This is a genomic window from Streptomyces sp. NPDC057445, assembly GCF_042802855.1.
Lineage (GTDB): Bacteria > Actinomycetota > Actinomycetes > Streptomycetales > Streptomycetaceae > Streptomyces.
In genome coordinates, this window is sequence record NZ_JBHVDH010000046.1 from 1 (window position 1) to 14961 (window position 14961).

Sequence of the window (14961 nt, forward strand, 5' to 3'; positions counted from 1 at the left end):
GACGCCGACCAGAGCGGTGGCGTGCGTCAGGTTGGGGAAGTAGCCGATCTTCACCGTGTCGGCGGAGAGCTTCTCGCCCTTGGCCGCCACCTCGGTCTTCCTGCTGTCGTCGGCCTGGGAGCCGTAGCCGCAGGCGGTGAGCGCCACGGCCAGCAGCGGGAGGGCGGCGGCTGCGACGACACTGCGGCGCAGAGTGGTGCGAGTGGCAGGCACGGGAGGTGTTCCTCTCGGTGGCCCGGTGCTCACGTCCCCCGTTGACCTACGGTATGCGGGACGCGGCCGGGAGATCGGCTGGTCTGTGTCTTCGTCGGTGGTGCGGTCGGCGCTGCGCTCGGGTCATCGGGCACATCGCGCGACACCTCCGGTGCCCGCACCGAGGGCGCCGCTTCCCACACGGCCGCCTTCCTTCGCGAAGGTCGCGTACACGTCGATCGTCATCAGAAGTCCCACCCCTCCTCGTCCTGGACGGGTTCGGCATCGGCGTCGGCGAAGGACTCGCCCGCCATACCGGCCGCGAGGGTCGTACCGTCGGCCGGGTCGATCAGCAGGAACGATCCGGTGCGCCGGGAGTCCGCGTAGGAGTCGAGCGCGAGGGGCTCGGCGGTGCGGACCTTCACCCGGCCGATGTCGTTGGCCACCAGCTGTCCGGGAGCCGGGTGCTGGGACAGGTCGTCGAGCGTGAGCTTCGACGGGATGTCCTTCACGATCGCCTTGACCGTGCGCGTGGTGTGCTTCAGCAGCACCCGCCGGCCGACCGTGAGCGGCTGGTCGGCGACATGGCAGACGGTCGCTTCGACGTCCTGGGTGGTGGCGGGCGCGTCGGAGCTCGGCACGATGATGTCGCCGCGCGAGATGTCTATGTCGTCGTCCAGCAGGAGGGTCACCGACTGCGGGGTCCAGGCGACGTCCACGGCCTTGCCGAGCAGGTCGATCCCCGCGATCCTCGAGGTCCTGCCCGAAGGCAGCACGGTCACGCTCCCGCCCACACGGAACGTGCCGGCGGCGATCTGGCCGGCGTAGCCGCGGTAGTCGGGGTGCTCGGCGGTCTGCGGACGGATCACGTACTGCACCGGGAAACGCGCGTGGCAGCCCGTCAGATCGTGGCTGACCGGCACGGTCTCCAGATGCTCCAGCACCGTCGGGCCGCCGTACCAGTCCATGTTGGCGGACGCTTCCACCACGTTGTCACCGGTGAGCGCCGAGATCGGGATCGCGGTGATCTCCCGTACGCCCAGGTCGCTCGCGTACGCCGTGAACTCCTCGGCGATCGACGCGAAGACGGACTCCTCGTAGCCGACGAGGTCCATCTTGTTGACGGCGAGGACGACGTGCGGAACGCGCAGCAGCGCGGCGATCGCGGCGTGCCGGCGGGTCTGCTCGACGACTCCGTTGCGGGCGTCGACCAGGATCACGGTCAGCTCGGCCGTCGAGGCGCCGGTGACCATGTTCCGGGTGTACTGCACATGCCCGGGGGTGTCGGCGAGGATGAACCTGCGCCGGGGCGTGGCGAAGTAACGGTACGCCACATCGATCGTGATGCCCTGCTCACGCTCGGCCCGCAGACCGTCCGTGAGCAGCGCCAGGTCGGGGGCCGCCTGGCCGCGGGAGCGGGAGGCGTGCTCGACGGCCTCCAGCTGGTCGGCGAGCACCGACTTGGAGTCGTGCAGCAGCCGGCCCACCAGGGTGGACTTGCCGTCGTCGACGGACCCGGCGGTGGCGAAGCGCAGCAGGGTGGTGGCCGACAGCTGCTCGGTGGAGCTGGTCATGTCTAGAAGTACCCTTCGCGCTTGCGGTCTTCCATCGCGGCCTCTGACAGTTTGTCGTCGGCGCGGGTGGCGCCCCGCTCGGTGAGCCGGGAGGCGGCGATCTCGGCGATCACGGCGTCGAGCGTCGTGGCGTCGGAGTCGACGGCGCCGGTGCAGGACATGTCGCCGACCGTGCGGTAGCGGATCAGCCGGGTCTGGACCGTCTCGGAGTCCTTCGGGCCGCCCCACTCGCCCGCCGTCAGCCACATGCCGCTGCGGGCGAAGACCTCGCGCTCGTGCGCGAAGTAGATCCCGGGCAGCTCGATCTTCTCGCGCTGGATGTACTGCCATACGTCCAGCTCGGTCCAGTTGGACAGCGGGAAGACCCGTACATGCTCACCGGGCGCGTGGCGGCCGTTGTAGAGCTGCCACAGCTCGGGGCGCTGGCGGCGCGGGTCCCACTGGGAGAACTCGTCGCGCAGGGAGAACACCCGCTCCTTCGCCCGGGCCTTCTCCTCGTCGCGCCGCCCACCGCCGAACACGGCGTCGAACCGGTGCTGCTGGATCGCCTCGGTCAGCGGAACGGTCTGCAGCGGGTTGCGGGTGCCGTCGGGACGTTCGCGCAGCACACCGCGGTCAATGTAGTCCTGTACGGAGGCCACATGGAGCCGCAGCCCATGTTCGGCCACCACACGGTCGCGGTACTCGATGACCTCGGGGAAGTTGTGCCCGGTGTCCACGTGCAGCAGCGAGAAGGGGATCGCGGCCGGCGCGAACGCCTTCAGCGCGAGATGCAGCATGACGATGGAGTCCTTGCCGCCGGAGAACAGGACCACCGGCCGCTCGAACTCGCCCGCCACCTCGCGGAAGATGTGCACCGCCTCGGACTCCAGCGCGTCCAGGTGCGTCAGCGCGTAAGGGCTGTCGTCCCCCGCGCCGCTCGCGGTCCCGCTCACGTGGTTGACGCTCGTGGTCATGCTGTACCCCTTTCGTGAGCTTCTCCGCCTGCGTGGCTCCGAGGCGCGGCAATCGTCGTCGGCTGCGGTCCGGCGGCAGCGCGGACGTCGCTCACAGCAGGCCCCTCTCACCGAGCAGCGCGTACAGCGAAGCCGCTGACTCCGGCACGGTCTGGGTGTGCGACTCGATCCGCAGATCCGGCAGCTCCGGCTCCTCGTACGGGTCGTCGACCCCGGTCAGCCCGCTGATCTCGCCCGCCGCCTGCTTGGCGTAGAGCCCCTTCACATCGCGCTCGGAGCACACCTCGACCGGGGTCGCGACATGCACCTCGATGTAGGCCGTGCCCTCGGCGCCGTGGCGCTTGCGGACCGCTTCGCGGCTGTCGGCGTACGGAGCGATCACCGGGACCAGGACCTTGACGCCGTTCGACGCCAGCAGCTCGGCGACGAAGCCGATCCGCTGGACGTTGGTGTGCCGGTCCTCGCGGCTGAAGCCGAGGCCCGCCGTGAGGAACTCGCGGATCTCGTCCCCGTCGAGCACCTCGACGCGGTGGCCCTCGTCGCGCAGCCGGCCCGCGAGCTCGTACGCGATGGTGGTCTTGCCCGCGCTCGGCAGTCCGGTGAGCCAGATGGTGGCCCCAGTCACGTGCTTCTCCCGGTGGTTGAGGGTCGGTTCGGTCGCTTCGTCGGGGGGTGTCGCCATCAGCCGTGCAGTCCGCACTCGGTCTTGGAGCGGCCCGCCCAGCGGCCGGCCCGGGCGTCCTCGCCGTCCGCCACCCTGCGGGTGCAGGGCGCACAGCCGACGGAGGGGTATCCGTCCATCAGCAGCGGGTTGGTGAGGACACCGTGCTCGGCGACGTACGCGTCCACGTCGTCCTGCGTCCAGCGGGCGATCGGCGAGATCTTGACCTTCTGCCGCTTCTCGTCCCAGCCGACGACCGGGGTGTTCGCCCGGGTCGGTGACTCGTCGCGGCGCAGTCCCGTCGCCCATGCGTCGTACGCGGTCAGTCCCTCTTCGAGCGGCTTGACCTTGCGCAGCGCGCAGCAGAGGTCGGGGTCGCGGTCGTGCAGCTTCGGGCCGTACTCGGCGTCCTGCTCGGCCACGGTCTGCCGCGGGGTGAGCGTGATGACGTTGACGTCCATCACGGCCTCCACCGCGTCCCGGGTCCCGATGGTCTCCGGGAAGTGGTAGCCGGTGTCGAGGAAGACGACGTCCACGCCGGGGAAGGCGCGCGAGGCGAGGTGGGCGACGACCGCGTCCTCCATGGACGAGGTGACGCAGAAGCGCGCGCCGAAGGTCTCGGCCGCCCAGCGCAGGATGTCGACGGCGGAGGCCTCTTCGAGGTCCCGCCCCGCCTGCTCGGCAAGCGACTTGAGCTCGGTCCTGGTCCGAATCGCCGTCATGTCCCGTCCCCTCCACCGTCATTCCGCTGAACCCCACGGGCGAGCAGCCCGAGGAACTTCAGCTGGAAGGCCCGATTGCACGCCGCGCATTCCCAGGCGCCATGGCCCTGCTCGCTCGGACGCAGGTCCTCGTCGCCGCAGTACGGGCAGTAGAAGGGGGCCGCTCGCTCACTCACAGTGCCCCCTCGCTTGCTTCTCCGCCCACGCGGCGCAGAGGTGCGGCTGTCGTCGTCGGCTGCGGCCCGGCGGCCGCGCGTGCGTCGCTCACGACAGTGCCTCCTCCGACGCGCGCGCCGCCCACGTGGCGAAACGCTCGCCGTCCTCGCGCTCCGCCTGGAAGCGCTTGAGGACGCGCTCGACGTAGTCGGGCAGCTCGGCCGAGGTGACCTTCAGACCGCGGACCTTGCGGCCGAAGCCGGCCTCCAGGCCCAGCGCGCCGCCCAGGTGCACCTGGAAGCCCTCGACCTGGTTGCCGTTCTCGTCCAGTACAAGCTGGCCCTTGAGACCGATGTCCGCGACCTGGATACGGGCACAGGCGTTGGGGCAGCCGTTGATGTTGATCGTGATCGGCTGGTCGAACTCGGGGATGCGGCGCTCGAGTTCGTCGATCAGAGAGGCACCCCGGGCCTTGGTCTCGACGATGGCCAGCTTGCAGAACTCGATACCGGTGCAGGCCATCGTGCCGCGCCGGAACGGGGACGGATCGACCCGCAGGTCCAGCGCCTCCAGACCGGCCACCAGCGACGTGAGCTGGGACTCCTCGACATCGAGGACGAGCATCTTCTGCTCGGCGGTGGTACGCAGTCGCCCGGAGCCGTGCTGCTCGGCCACCTCTGCGATCTTGGAGAGCGTGGCGCCGTCGACCCGGCCGACGCGCGGAGCGAAGCCGACGTAGTAGCGCCCGTCCTTCTGCTTGTGCACACCGACGTGGTCGCGCCACCGCTGCACGGGCTGATCGGGCGCCGGGCCGTCGACGAGCTTCCGCTTCAGGTACTCGTCCTCCAGCACCTGACGGAACTTCTCCGCGCCCCAGTCGGCGACCAGGAACTTCAGCCGGGCGCGGGTGCGCAGCCGGCGGTAACCGTAGTCCCGGAAGATCGAGATGACGCCCTCGTAGACGTCGGGGACCTCGTCCAGCGGCACCCAGGCGCCGAGGCGCACCCCGATCTTGGGGTTGGTGGAGAGGCCGCCGCCGACCCAGAGGTCGAAGCCGGGGCCGTGCTCGGGGTGGTTCACACCGACGAACGCGATGTCGTTGATCTCGTGCGCCACATCGAGCAGGGGCGAGCCGGAGATCGCGGACTTGAACTTGCGCGGCAGGTTGGAGAAGGCCTTGTTGCCGATGATGCGGCGTTGGATCTCCTCGATGGCGGGGGTGCCGTCGATGATCTCGTCCTCGGCGATTCCGGCGACGGGCGAGCCGAGGATCACGCGGGGCGTGTCACCGCACGCCTCGGTCGTGGACAGGCCGACGGCCTCCAGGCGGTTCCAGATCTCGGGGACGTCCTCGATCCGGATCCAGTGGTACTGGACGTTCTGGCGGTCGGTGATGTCGGCGGTGCCTCGGGCGAACTCCTGGGAGATCTCACCGATGACCCGCAGCTGCTCGGTGGTCAGCCGCCCGCCGTCGATCCGGACGCGGAGCATGAAGTACTCGTCGTCCAGCTCCTCCGGCTCGAGGATCGCGGTCTTGCCGCCGTCGATCCCGGGCCTGCGCTGGGTGTAGAGCCCCCACCAGCGCATCCGGCCACGAAGATCGTTCGGGTCGATGGAGTCGAATCCGGCCTTGGAGTAGATCGTCTCAATGCGTGTCCGCACATTGAGACCGTCGTCGTCCTTCTTGAACTGCTCGTTGCCGTTCAGCGGCGTGAAGTGGCCAACGGCCCACTGGCCCTCGCCGCGGTGGCGTCCGGCCTTGCGGCGGGGCGTGGCGGAGGCAGGGTTTTCGGGGGTGGCGGCCATGACGATACGTCCTTCGGGACTGCAGGAGGGCGGCTCTGACCTGCACACGCGCGCTCCGGATGGGAAGCGGCGCGGCGCTGCGCAGAAGTCGGGGATATCTCGGGGGGTGCGGTGGTGCTGTGTTCTCAGCGCACCGGACACATGGCGCTGGACATGCGGCCGAGGTCGACGTGCCGCCGACTCACCAAGGCAGTTCCAGCTCGAGACATGACGGAAGCGTGTCACGGGACTTTGGAAGCAGTCCACCGCTATCCAAAATGTGGACAACACTGTCCCGCATCGCGGGATGGTGTGTCACCGGTCACCCACGGCGCGGCCGGTCACCGGACGAGGGTACGTACGGCGCCGGGAACACGGTGCCGGCCCGGTCGTCCATGCGGTGCGGCCCGGTCGTACCGCGGGGCCGACGGTGCTCGGCCAGGAGGCCGGGCTCAGGCCCTGGCGCCCGGCCACGGTCCAGGGGTCTCGACCTCGGGCTCGTCCTCGACCTTGGTGTCGAACAGTGTGAAGCCGCGGCGCAGGTAGTTGTCCATCGCGTGCGGCCCGTCCTTGGAGCATGTGTGCAGCCAGACCCGCTTCGTCGGCGCCCGGCCCGGCCGGCGCTCCGCCAGGTCCCACGCGCGCGCGGTGCCGTACGACAGCAGATGGCCACCGATCCGCCGGCCCCGGAACGCGGGGATGAGCCCGAAGTAGACGATCTCGACGACGCCCTCGTCCTGTGCCTCCAGCTCGATGTATCCGGCAGGGGTCCCCTTCTCGTACGCCACCCAGGTCTCCACCCCCGGCCTGTTGACGGCCTCGTCCCACTGCGCGTACGTCAGACCGAGCCGGTCGGTCCAGCGCACGTCCCCGCCGACCGCCGTATAGAGGAAACGGCTGAACTCGGGCGACGGCACCTCGGCGCGGACGATCCGCACATCCCCCGCCGGCTCGGCGGCCGGACGCAGGTCGTCGGGCGAGGTCTGCTCCAGGGACCACGTGGTCACAGCGATGCTCATGACGGCCAGGGAACCACGTCCGCGTCCCGGCACCAAAAAGGCGGCACCGGGCGAGCTGCCGCACCCGCCTCAGCTGCGGCGCCGCTCCGCGGAAACGTCCTGGCCAGGCATCTGCCGCTCGCCGACGACCGCGGGTGCCGACGAGTGCGGCAGGAGGTCCGACGGGTGGGACGGACGCAGGACCTCCACCCGGACCTCCTCGCTGAAGCGGTAGGGACGGTGCGCCAGCACCCCCGCCAGATAGCGGCGCACCCGCGACATCTCCGCGCGGACCGTCACCGTGCGCGTGGGATCGCCGAAGACATCGGCCGCCAGCTCCGCCGCGGAGCGCCCCTGCGGATACTTCGCCAGCACGTACAGCAGCTCGGCGTGGCGCGGGCTCAGCTCCTGGGTCCAGCTGCCGGCGGCCCCGGAGACGGCGACCGTCCAGCGGCGGGGCCGGCTGAGGTCGAGCACGACACGGTTCGCCGCCTCCGGGGGCCCGGATTCCTCGGGACTCACCAGCCAGCCGCCCGGCAGCGGCTCCACGGTGCACATACCGAGGGACGGCAGCCAGACCCGGCCCGCCCCGAAGGTCTTCGGCAGCGGCAGCCGGTCCACGGGCGCCATGCCCGTCACCGCCGCCGTCCAGCCGTGCGGGTCCACCGCCAGCGCCCGCCCGGTCAGCCGGCACAGGATCGGCGCGGCCACCGACCGCAGACGCTCGACGGTCCGGCGGTGCCGCTCCCTGAGCTCGGCCTCGGCCAGCCGCGCCACCGAGTTGACCAGCGCCAGCGTCGCCGGATGGAAGCTGGAGGCCGGGCCGCTGACATCGACGATGCCCAGCAGCCGCCCGTCCCGCGGGTCGTGCACGGGCGCCGCGGCACACGTCCAGTTGTGCAGGGTGTGCACGAAGTGCTCGGCCGAGTGGACCTGCACGGGCCGGCGCGCGGCGAGCGCCGTGCCGATGGCGTTGGTGCCGGTGGTGTCCTCGGTCCAGGCCGCGCCCTCCTCCAGACAGATGCCGTTGGCTCTGCGCATCACACCGGCGTTGCCCTCGCGCCAGAGCACCCTGCCCTGAGGGTCCGTCACCACCATGATCTGCAGCGAGGCGTCGGCGATCTCGGTCAGTCCGCCGCTCAGCGTGCGCATGACCTCACCGATCACGGTGGCACGCCGCCGGTGCTCCAGCTCGTCCGGCTGGAGCAGCTCGCTGCTGGTCCTGCCGTCGGGGTCGAACCCCAGCCGCAGCATCCGCTGCCAGGACGCGTCGATGACCGGGCGGGGCGCGACAGGCGGGCGCCGCCCGGCCAGTATCGCGGCGCGCACCTGGTGGAGCAGACGGTTCGCATGCTCGGCATCCATGGTGGCCAGCCGCGTCATGTCGAGAACTGTGTTCCTCATCGGTTCCCCCCACCGCAGGCCTCGCTGAATGATGACAGTGGTGCCGGATCGGTTGCGCGCACACGGCCGACCGCCGTCTCCCATCGTGCCGCTCGCACATCCCCCGCAGGGCCGGTTCGCACATCTCCTGCAACGGTCTGCAACTCTGGCAAACGACGGGCCGGTGCACGAAGGTGACATCAGCTGGGAGTGGTGCCGTGTCGGCGCAGCACCACTCTCGGCTCTCGCAGACCACTCCCGGCACTCGCGGGACGCCCTCTCGGCACTCGCGGACCCCCGGCAGGCGCGGGCCCGGGGGACTTTCCCGGGGGTGCCTCCCGAGGACCACCGGGCCCGCGGTCCGCATCCGCCGCGCCCTCGCACTCACTCCGGGACGCGCGCCCGTTCCACCACCGCCGCCAGGTCCGGTCCGTAGGGCAGCGTCCCGAACGCCGCCCCCCAGTCCCCGCCCAGCCGCGAGGCGCAGAACGTGTCCGCGACCTCCGGCGGCGCCCAGCGCACCAGCAGTGAACCCTGCAGCACCAGGGCCATCCGCTCGACGAGCCGACGCGCCCGTACCTCGACGGTCCGGAGATCGGCCAGCTCGGTCAGCATTCCCTTGATGGCCGCGTCCAGCCGGTGGTCGGCCCCCCGGGCCGACCCGATCTCGCGGAGATACGCGTCGAAGGCCTCCGGCTCCCGCCGTAGCGCCCGCAGCACGTCAAGCGCCTGTACGTTGCCCGAACCCTCCCAGATCGAGTTGAGCGGTGACTCCCGCAGCAGCCGCGGCATCCCCGACTCCTCCACATAGCCGTTCCCGCCCAGACACTCCAGGGCCTCGGCGGTGTGCGGCGTACAGCGCTTGGTGACCCAGTACTTGGCCACAGGCACCGCGATCCGCAGCAGGGCCCGGTCGGCCTCGCCGTCGGAGTCGTACGCCGCCGCCAGCCGGAGCGCCAGTGTCGTCGCCGCCTCCGACTCCAGGGCCAGATCGGCGAGTACGTTCCGCATGAGCGGCTTGTCGATCAGCGGACCGCCGAACGCGCTGCGGTGCCCGGCGTGGTGGACGGCCTGCACCACCGCCTGCCGCATGAGTGCCGCGGAGCCGACCACACAGTCGAGCCGGGTCGCCGCGACCATCCCGATGATGGTGCGCACCCCGCGCCCCTCCTCGCCGACCCGGCGCGCCCAGGTCCCGTCGAACTCCACCTCGCTCGACGCGTTCGACCGGTTGCCCAGTTTGTCCTTGAGCCGCTGGACGGCGAACACGTTCCGCGTGCCGTCGTCCAGCACCCGCGGCACCAGGAAGCAGGTCGGGCCCCCTTGCCCCCCGGCGGCCCCGGCCTGCGCCAGCACCAGGAAGCCGTCGCTCATCGGCGCCGAGCAGAACCACTTGTGCCCGGTCAGCTCGTACTCGCCCTCGGCGGCCAGCGGCCGGGCCCGGGTCGTGTTCGCCCGTACGTCGCTGCCGCCCTGTTTCTCGGTCATGGCCATCCCGAACAGCGCACCGGACTTCTCCGGCGCCGGGCGCAGCTCCTCCGCGTACACCTGCGAGGTGAGCCGCGGCTCCCACTCCGCGGCGAGGGCCGGGTCCGTGCGGAGGGCGGGCACGGCCGCGTGGGTCATGGACACGGGACAGCCGTGCCCGGCGTCGACCTGCGACCACACCAGGAAGCCGGCCGCCCGCCGCACATGCCCGCCCGGCCTGCCCCAGGCGTTGGTGAGCCCCGAAGTGACCGCCTTGCCCAGCAGCCGGTGCCAGGCCGGATGGAACTCCACCTCGTCGATCCGGTTGCCGTAGCGGTCGTGTGTGTGAAGCACCGGCGGATTCTCGTCGGCCTGGGCTCCCCACCGCTGAGCCTGGGCCGAACCAGCGGCCCGCCCCAGCTCCGAGAGCTCCCGGCGCGCCGTCTCCAGGAGTTCGGGCGCGAGGTGCCGCTCGACGGCCTCGGCGAGCGCACGGTCCGCATCGAAGACGTCGTACCCGACCAGGGGCGGAGGCTGGTTGGTCACTGTGTGGGTGCTGGTCGCCATGCCGATACGGTAAGGAGGTGCAGGCAGCAAACGAAACACCCGAGCGGCGCTCCTCCGGCCGTCTCCACCGGGTCCGCGTCGTCTACCGCAACGTCTCGAAACGGAAACTGGCCTGGCTGCTGCTGAAGGACACCGTCAATTCCTGCATCGAGTACCGCATCCTCGGCCTCGCGGCCGAGGCGGCGTTCTTCACCCTGCTGTCCCTGCCGCCGCTGATGCTGGGCATGCTCGGCCTTCTCGGATACGTCGACGACTGGACCGACACCACCACCGTCGCGTCCATCCAGGAGAACATCCTCCGCGCAGCCCGAACCGTCCTCTCCGACCGCGGAGTCAACCAGGTCGCCAAGCCCCTGCTCGAGTCCGTCACCCACGGTGGCAGGCCCGATGTCATCTCCATCGGTTTCGCGATCGCCCTGTGGTCCGGGTCGCGGGCCGTGAACGTCTTCATCGACACCATCACCGTGATGTACGGGCTCGACGGCCAGCGTGGCATCGTCGCCACCCGCCTGCTCGCGTTCCTGCTCTACATCATCGCGCTGCTGATCGGCGCGGTCGTGCTGCCGCTCGCGGTGGTGGGCCCGGACCGGGTCGTCGAGTTCGTGCCCTTCGGCACGGAAGTCGTCAGCGTCCTGTACTGGCCGGTGGTCATCCTGCTCTCCATCGCCTTCCTCACCACGCTCTACCACGTGTCGGTGCCCGTCCGTTCGCCGTGGGTCGAGGACATCCCCGGCGCGCTCGTCGCCCTCGCGATGTGGGTGCTGGGCAGCTTCCTGCTGCGGATCTACCTCACCAGCACCGTCGAGGGACCGACCATCTACGGTTCCCTCGCCGCGCCCATCGCCGTACTGCTCTGGATCGGCATCTCCGCGTTCGCGGTCCTGGTGGGCGCCGCGGTCAACGCCGCCATCGACCGTGTCTGGCCGTCCGTCGCGACGGCCGCCGCCCGCGCCGCGAACGAGCGTGTCCGCGCGGCTCACGCCGCCGAACTGGTGGCCAGGGCCAGGGCCCGGGCGGCGGAGGGGGAGGCCGAGGACCTCGAGGAGGGCGGGGACATGCCGTCGGAGTTCCCGGAACGCTGGTCGAAGTTCCTGCCCCCGGACGATGTGAGGGCCAGGCTGCACTCGGTGCGCGAGAACCGGGCCACGAGGGACTTCAAGGCGGACTTCAAGGGGAGCAAGCAGGCCCGCGGCGAGCGGGAGGTCCGGGGCGGCAAGGAAGTCCCGGGGGACAACGAATAGCCCGCGGTCCAGGTCCTGTCCGGAACGACAACGCCGCAGATGTGCGTGCCCAACGCCGCAGATGTGCGTGCCAGGGCACGCGAGCCGCGCCGGACAGGGTCTAGCCTCGGGAACGTGTACGAGGAACGGGCCTCGCTGCTCGACGGGGCCGTTGTCTGGAGCCGCGGCGAGTCCGGTTCCGGGCCGGCGCTGCCCGTGCTGCCCGACGGCTGCATGGATCTGCTGTGGACCGACGGACGGCTGCTCGTGGCCGGTCCCGACACCCACGCGCACGGCCCGCCCGGCCCGGGTGCCCACTACGCCGGCCTGCGGTTCGCTCCCGGCGCCGCACCCGCGTTCTTCGGCGTGCCCGCACATGAGCTGAGGGACCGGCGGGTCGAGCTCGCAGAGCTGTGGCCGGCCGGACGGGTGCGGAGGCTCGCCGAGCGGATCGGGGAGGCGGCCGACCGGACGTCGGAGCTGGAGGCGATCGCGCTGCGGCACGCCGCTGACACCCCGGGCCCCGATCCGCTGCTGCGGGGCGTCGTCGCCGCACTGAGCGAGGGCCGGTCGGTGGCCGCGACCGCCGACGCCGTGGGGCTCGGCGCGCGGCAGCTGCACCGCAGATCCCTAGACGCCTTCGGATACGGACCGAAGACGCTCGCCCGGGTGCTGCGGCTGCAGCGGGCGCTGGCGCTCGTACGGGCGGGGGAGCCGTACGCCCGCGCGGCGCTCGACGCGGGCTGTGCCGACCAGGCGCATCTCGCGCGGGAGATGCGGGATCTGGCCGGGCTCACGCTCCGACGCTACGCCGAGCTGTCGGCGGGGTCGGCGGGGTCGGCCGCGGCGAACAGCGAGACACCGGTGCCGTCCGGGTCGAGCACGACGGCGTAGCGCTGCCCCCAGAAGGCGTCCCAGGGCTTGAGGTGGCCGCGATGGCCGGCCGTGACGAGTTCTTCGTACAGCCTGTCCACCTCGGCGGGGCCGTCGCAGAGGAAGGCGAGCCCCACGCGGTCACCGCCCTCGGGCCGTGTCCAGCCGGGATCGAAGGACCTGATGGTCTCCTCGGTGTCCCAGAGCACACGCAGGCCGCCGGGCAGTGTGGCCTCGGCGTGCGGTGCGGAGTCGGCCCCGGCGGGGACGTCCAGGCCGAGGCGCCGGTAGAAGGCGAGAGAGGCGGCCATGTCGGCGACGACCAGGCCGACGGCGTCGAGTCGTGGAGTCATGCGCCCAACCTACGGAGCGCGCCGGGCGGTGGTCTTGTACGAATCGGACGTCCCCGCGCCCACGGATGCGGGTGGCGGCGCGTCCGGCGCCGTCATGGATTCGTAAGGGCGCTGGTGCGCATCGGCTGCCCCGGGCGGAACCACACTGAGCTCATGCAGAACATCCTGGTCGTCGACGACGATCCGACCGTCGCCGAAGTGGTCACCGGCTATCTGGAGCGCGCGGGCTTCGGCGTGCACCGCGCGGCCGACGGGCCCGGGGCCCTGCGGGCGGCGGGGGAGCGGTGGCCCGATCTGGTCGTCCTCGATCTGATGCTGCCCGGTATGGACGGTCTGGAGGTCTGCCGCAGGCTCCGTGACCGGGGGCCGGTGCCGGTGATCATGCTCACCGCGCGTGGGGACGAGGACGACCGGATCCTCGGCCTCGAGATCGGCGCGGACGACTACGTCACCAAGCCGTTCAGCCCGCGCGAACTGGTGCTGCGGGTCGAGTCCGTGCTGCGCCGCGGCCGTGCCGTGGGGGCGCGGCAGCACGGCGCACCGCTGCTCGCCCGTGCGGGCATCACCCTCGACCAGGCAGGCCGTCGCGCCACCAAGAACGGACAGGAACTGGCCCTTACGCTGAGGGAGTTCGACCTCCTCGCCCATCTGATGCGCCACCCGGGTCAGGCGATCGGCCGGGAGCGGCTGATGCACGACGTGTGGGGCTGGGAGTTCGGCGACCTGTCGACCGTCACGGTCCACGTCCGGCGGCTGCGCAGCAAGATCGAGGAGGATCCCGCCCGGCCCAGGCTGATCCAGACGGTCTGGGGCGTGGGCTACCGGTTCGACGTACCGACGGAAGGGACGTGAGAGGCATGCGCGACTTCCTCCTCATCGCAGTGTTCGCGTTCCTCGGGGCGGCCGCGGCCGGGCTGCTCGGGGCGTTCGTCCTGCGCCTGCTGCGGCACCGCTCGGTCGCCGTGTCGCTGACCGTCGTCGCCGCGGTGACCGTCGTCGCGATGCTCGCGGGCACCCTCGCGGTGGCCCGGGCGATGTTCCTGTCGGCGCACGATCTGACCGTCGTCACCACGGTCGCCGCGATGGCCGCCGTCGTGTCCCTCGCCACCGCGCTGGTGCTGGGCAGGTGGGTCGTCGCCCGCAGCCGGGAACTGACCCTGGCGGCCCGTACGTTCGGCGAGGCGGGCAGCTTCGCCGCGCCGGGCGGCGCCGTGACGGCCGAGCTCGCCGAGCTGAGCAGGGAGCTCGCCGCCACCAGCGCCCGGCTGACCGAGTCCCGCGAGCGGGAGCGGGCGCTGGAGACGTCCCGGCGGGAGCTGGTCGCCTGGATCTCGCACGACCTGCGCACCCCGCTCGCCGGGCTGTGCGCCATGGCGGAGGCCCTGGAGGACGGCGTCGTCCAGGACCCCGAGCGTTACTTCCGGCAGATCCGTACCGAGGTCGACCGGCTCAACGGGATGGTGGGCGACCTCTTCGAGCTCTCCCGTATCCATGCCGGGGCGCTCGCGCTCACCCCGACACGGATGTCGGTGTACGACCTCGTCGGGGAGGCGCTGGCGGGCGCCGATCCGCTCGCGCGCGAACACGGTGTGCGGCTCGTGGGGGGCCGGGTCGAACCGGTGCCGGTGGAGGTGGACGGCAAGGAGATGACCCGCGTACTGGCCAATCTGCTGGTCAACGCCATCCGCAGGACACCGGCCGACGGGACTGTCGCGGTCGCGGCGGAGCGCCGCGAGGACTCCGTCGTCCTGTCGGTGACCGACGGCTGCGGAGGCATTCCGGAGCAGGACCTGCCCCGGGTCTTCGACACCGGCTGGCGTGGCACCCAGGCCAGGACACCTCCGGCGGGCGCGGGGCTCGGTCTCGCGATCGTGCGGGGCATCGTCGAGGCGCACGAGGGCCACGCCGCCGTACGGAATGTGAGCGGAGGCTGCCGCTTCGAGGTCACCCTGCCGGCTGCCCGATAGACATCTCGGGGTCTGAAGAAGTCAAGCAGCAGCTGCCATGGGTGAGGTCGCGGGCGGAGCGAAGGCGCGTTCCTCGTTGAAGAGGAC

General features: G+C 71.4%; 15 protein-coding genes and 1 pseudogene. 4 read left to right on the forward strand and 12 right to left on the reverse strand.

All coding sequences use genetic code 11. The features are described 5' to 3' along the window. The 11 genes and pseudogenes from ACFU5O_RS36890 to ACFU5O_RS36940 all read right to left on the reverse strand — a co-directional run. Positions 1 to 213, reverse strand: a pseudogene (locus ACFU5O_RS36890) (sulfate ABC transporter substrate-binding protein); the annotation flags it as partial. Positions 214 to 437: 224 nt separating this feature from the next. Then, entirely contained in the window at positions 438 to 1766 is a 1329-nt protein-coding gene (locus ACFU5O_RS36895; RefSeq protein WP_384247267.1) for a sulfate adenylyltransferase subunit 1, read from the reverse strand. Between the two features lie 2 nt (positions 1767 to 1768). After that, entirely contained in the window at positions 1769 to 2722 is a 954-nt protein-coding gene (gene cysD / locus ACFU5O_RS36900; RefSeq protein WP_384247270.1) for a sulfate adenylyltransferase subunit CysD, read from the reverse strand. A 91-nt stretch (positions 2723 to 2813) separates the two neighbouring features. Beyond that, the gene (cysC, locus tag ACFU5O_RS36905) at positions 2814 to 3404 is read right to left on the reverse strand and encodes an adenylyl-sulfate kinase (protein WP_384247273.1); all 591 of its coding nucleotides are present in this window, start codon (positions 3402 to 3404) and stop codon (positions 2814 to 2816) included. After that, on the reverse strand, positions 3404 to 4105 hold the full coding sequence (locus ACFU5O_RS36910) for a phosphoadenylyl-sulfate reductase (RefSeq protein ID WP_384247276.1): 702 nt from the start codon (positions 4103 to 4105) through the stop codon (positions 3404 to 3406). The genes cysC and ACFU5O_RS36910 overlap by 1 nt, the downstream gene beginning before the upstream one ends. After that, on the reverse strand, positions 4102 to 4281 hold the full coding sequence (locus tag ACFU5O_RS36915; RefSeq protein WP_384247279.1) for a hypothetical protein: 180 nt from the start codon (positions 4279 to 4281) through the stop codon (positions 4102 to 4104). The genes ACFU5O_RS36910 and ACFU5O_RS36915 overlap by 4 nt, the downstream gene beginning before the upstream one ends. Before the next feature lie 88 nt (positions 4282 to 4369). Continuing rightward, a complete protein-coding gene (locus ACFU5O_RS36920) occupies positions 4370 to 6067 on the reverse strand; it encodes a nitrite/sulfite reductase (protein WP_384247281.1) in 1698 nt (565 codons plus the stop codon). Between the two features lie 125 nt (positions 6068 to 6192). Further along, the gene (locus ACFU5O_RS36925; protein WP_384247308.1) at positions 6193 to 6276 is read right to left on the reverse strand and encodes a putative leader peptide; all 84 of its coding nucleotides are present in this window, start codon (positions 6274 to 6276) and stop codon (positions 6193 to 6195) included. Between the two features lie 222 nt (positions 6277 to 6498). Continuing rightward, entirely contained in the window at positions 6499 to 7065 is a 567-nt protein-coding gene (locus tag ACFU5O_RS36930) for a GNAT family N-acetyltransferase (protein ID WP_384247284.1), read from the reverse strand. A 69-nt stretch (positions 7066 to 7134) separates the two neighbouring features. After that, a complete protein-coding gene (locus tag ACFU5O_RS36935) occupies positions 7135 to 8448 on the reverse strand; it encodes a GAF domain-containing protein (RefSeq protein WP_384247287.1) in 1314 nt (437 codons plus the stop codon). Between the two features lie 363 nt (positions 8449 to 8811). Continuing rightward, positions 8812 to 10461 carry an acyl-CoA dehydrogenase family protein gene (locus tag ACFU5O_RS36940; RefSeq protein WP_384247290.1) on the reverse strand — a complete coding sequence of 550 codons (1650 nt, stop codon included), beginning with the start codon at positions 10459 to 10461 and terminating at the stop codon, positions 8812 to 8814. Between the two features lie 17 nt (positions 10462 to 10478). Here ACFU5O_RS36940 and ACFU5O_RS36945 point away from each other — a divergent pair, with 17 nt between their 5' ends. Together ACFU5O_RS36945 and ACFU5O_RS36950 are read left to right on the forward strand one after the other, a co-directional pair. Beyond that, positions 10479 to 11702: a YihY/virulence factor BrkB family protein gene (locus ACFU5O_RS36945; protein WP_384247293.1), complete on the forward strand. Its 1224-nt coding sequence runs from the start codon at positions 10479 to 10481 to the stop codon at positions 11700 to 11702. Between the two features lie 114 nt (positions 11703 to 11816). After that, a complete protein-coding gene (locus tag ACFU5O_RS36950; RefSeq protein ID WP_384247296.1) occupies positions 11817 to 12575 on the forward strand; it encodes a helix-turn-helix domain-containing protein in 759 nt (252 codons plus the stop codon). Here ACFU5O_RS36950 and ACFU5O_RS36955 read toward each other — a convergent pair. Further along, positions 12488 to 12907, reverse strand: a complete 420-nt coding sequence (locus ACFU5O_RS36955) for a VOC family protein (protein ID WP_384247299.1) — start codon at positions 12905 to 12907, stop codon at positions 12488 to 12490. The genes ACFU5O_RS36950 and ACFU5O_RS36955 overlap by 88 nt on opposite strands. 153 nt (positions 12908 to 13060) lie before the next feature. Here ACFU5O_RS36955 and ACFU5O_RS36960 point away from each other — a divergent pair, with 153 nt between their 5' ends. Both ACFU5O_RS36960 and ACFU5O_RS36965 read left to right on the forward strand, forming a co-directional pair. Next, entirely contained in the window at positions 13061 to 13759 is a 699-nt protein-coding gene (locus ACFU5O_RS36960; protein ID WP_384247302.1) for a response regulator, read from the forward strand. Between the two features lie 5 nt (positions 13760 to 13764). After that, entirely contained in the window at positions 13765 to 14874 is a 1110-nt protein-coding gene (locus ACFU5O_RS36965; protein ID WP_384247305.1) for a sensor histidine kinase, read from the forward strand. Positions 14875 to 14961: the final 87 nt, after the last annotated feature.

What these genes read in the sequence shown, in the direction of transcription:
- ACFU5O_RS36895 (WP_384247267.1), bottom strand. Translation starts at nt 1,766, where the DNA reads ATGACCAGCTCCACCGAGCAGCTGTCGGCCACCACCCTGCTGCGCTTC.
- cysD (WP_384247270.1), bottom strand. Translation starts at nt 2,722, where the DNA reads ATGACCACGAGCGTCAACCACGTGAGCGGGACCGCGAGCGGCGCGGGG.
- cysC (WP_384247273.1), bottom strand. Translation starts at nt 3,404, where the DNA reads ATGGCGACACCCCCCGACGAAGCGACCGAACCGACCCTCAACCACCGG.
- ACFU5O_RS36910 (WP_384247276.1), bottom strand. Translation starts at nt 4,105, where the DNA reads ATGACGGCGATTCGGACCAGGACCGAGCTCAAGTCGCTTGCCGAGCAG.
- ACFU5O_RS36920 (WP_384247281.1), bottom strand. Translation starts at nt 6,067, where the DNA reads ATGGCCGCCACCCCCGAAAACCCTGCCTCCGCCACGCCCCGCCGCAAG.
- ACFU5O_RS36925 (WP_384247308.1), bottom strand. Translation starts at nt 6,276, where the DNA reads ATGTCTCGAGCTGGAACTGCCTTGGTGAGTCGGCGGCACGTCGACCTC.
- ACFU5O_RS36930 (WP_384247284.1), bottom strand. Translation starts at nt 7,065, where the DNA reads ATGAGCATCGCTGTGACCACGTGGTCCCTGGAGCAGACCTCGCCCGAC.
- ACFU5O_RS36935 (WP_384247287.1), bottom strand. Translation starts at nt 8,448, where the DNA reads ATGAGGAACACAGTTCTCGACATGACGCGGCTGGCCACCATGGATGCC.
- ACFU5O_RS36940 (WP_384247290.1), bottom strand. Translation starts at nt 10,461, where the DNA reads ATGGCGACCAGCACCCACACAGTGACCAACCAGCCTCCGCCCCTGGTC.
- ACFU5O_RS36955 (WP_384247299.1), bottom strand. Translation starts at nt 12,907, where the DNA reads ATGACTCCACGACTCGACGCCGTCGGCCTGGTCGTCGCCGACATGGCC.
- ACFU5O_RS36960 (WP_384247302.1), top strand. Translation starts at nt 13,061, where the DNA reads ATGCAGAACATCCTGGTCGTCGACGACGATCCGACCGTCGCCGAAGTG.
- ACFU5O_RS36965 (WP_384247305.1), top strand. Translation starts at nt 13,765, where the DNA reads ATGCGCGACTTCCTCCTCATCGCAGTGTTCGCGTTCCTCGGGGCGGCC.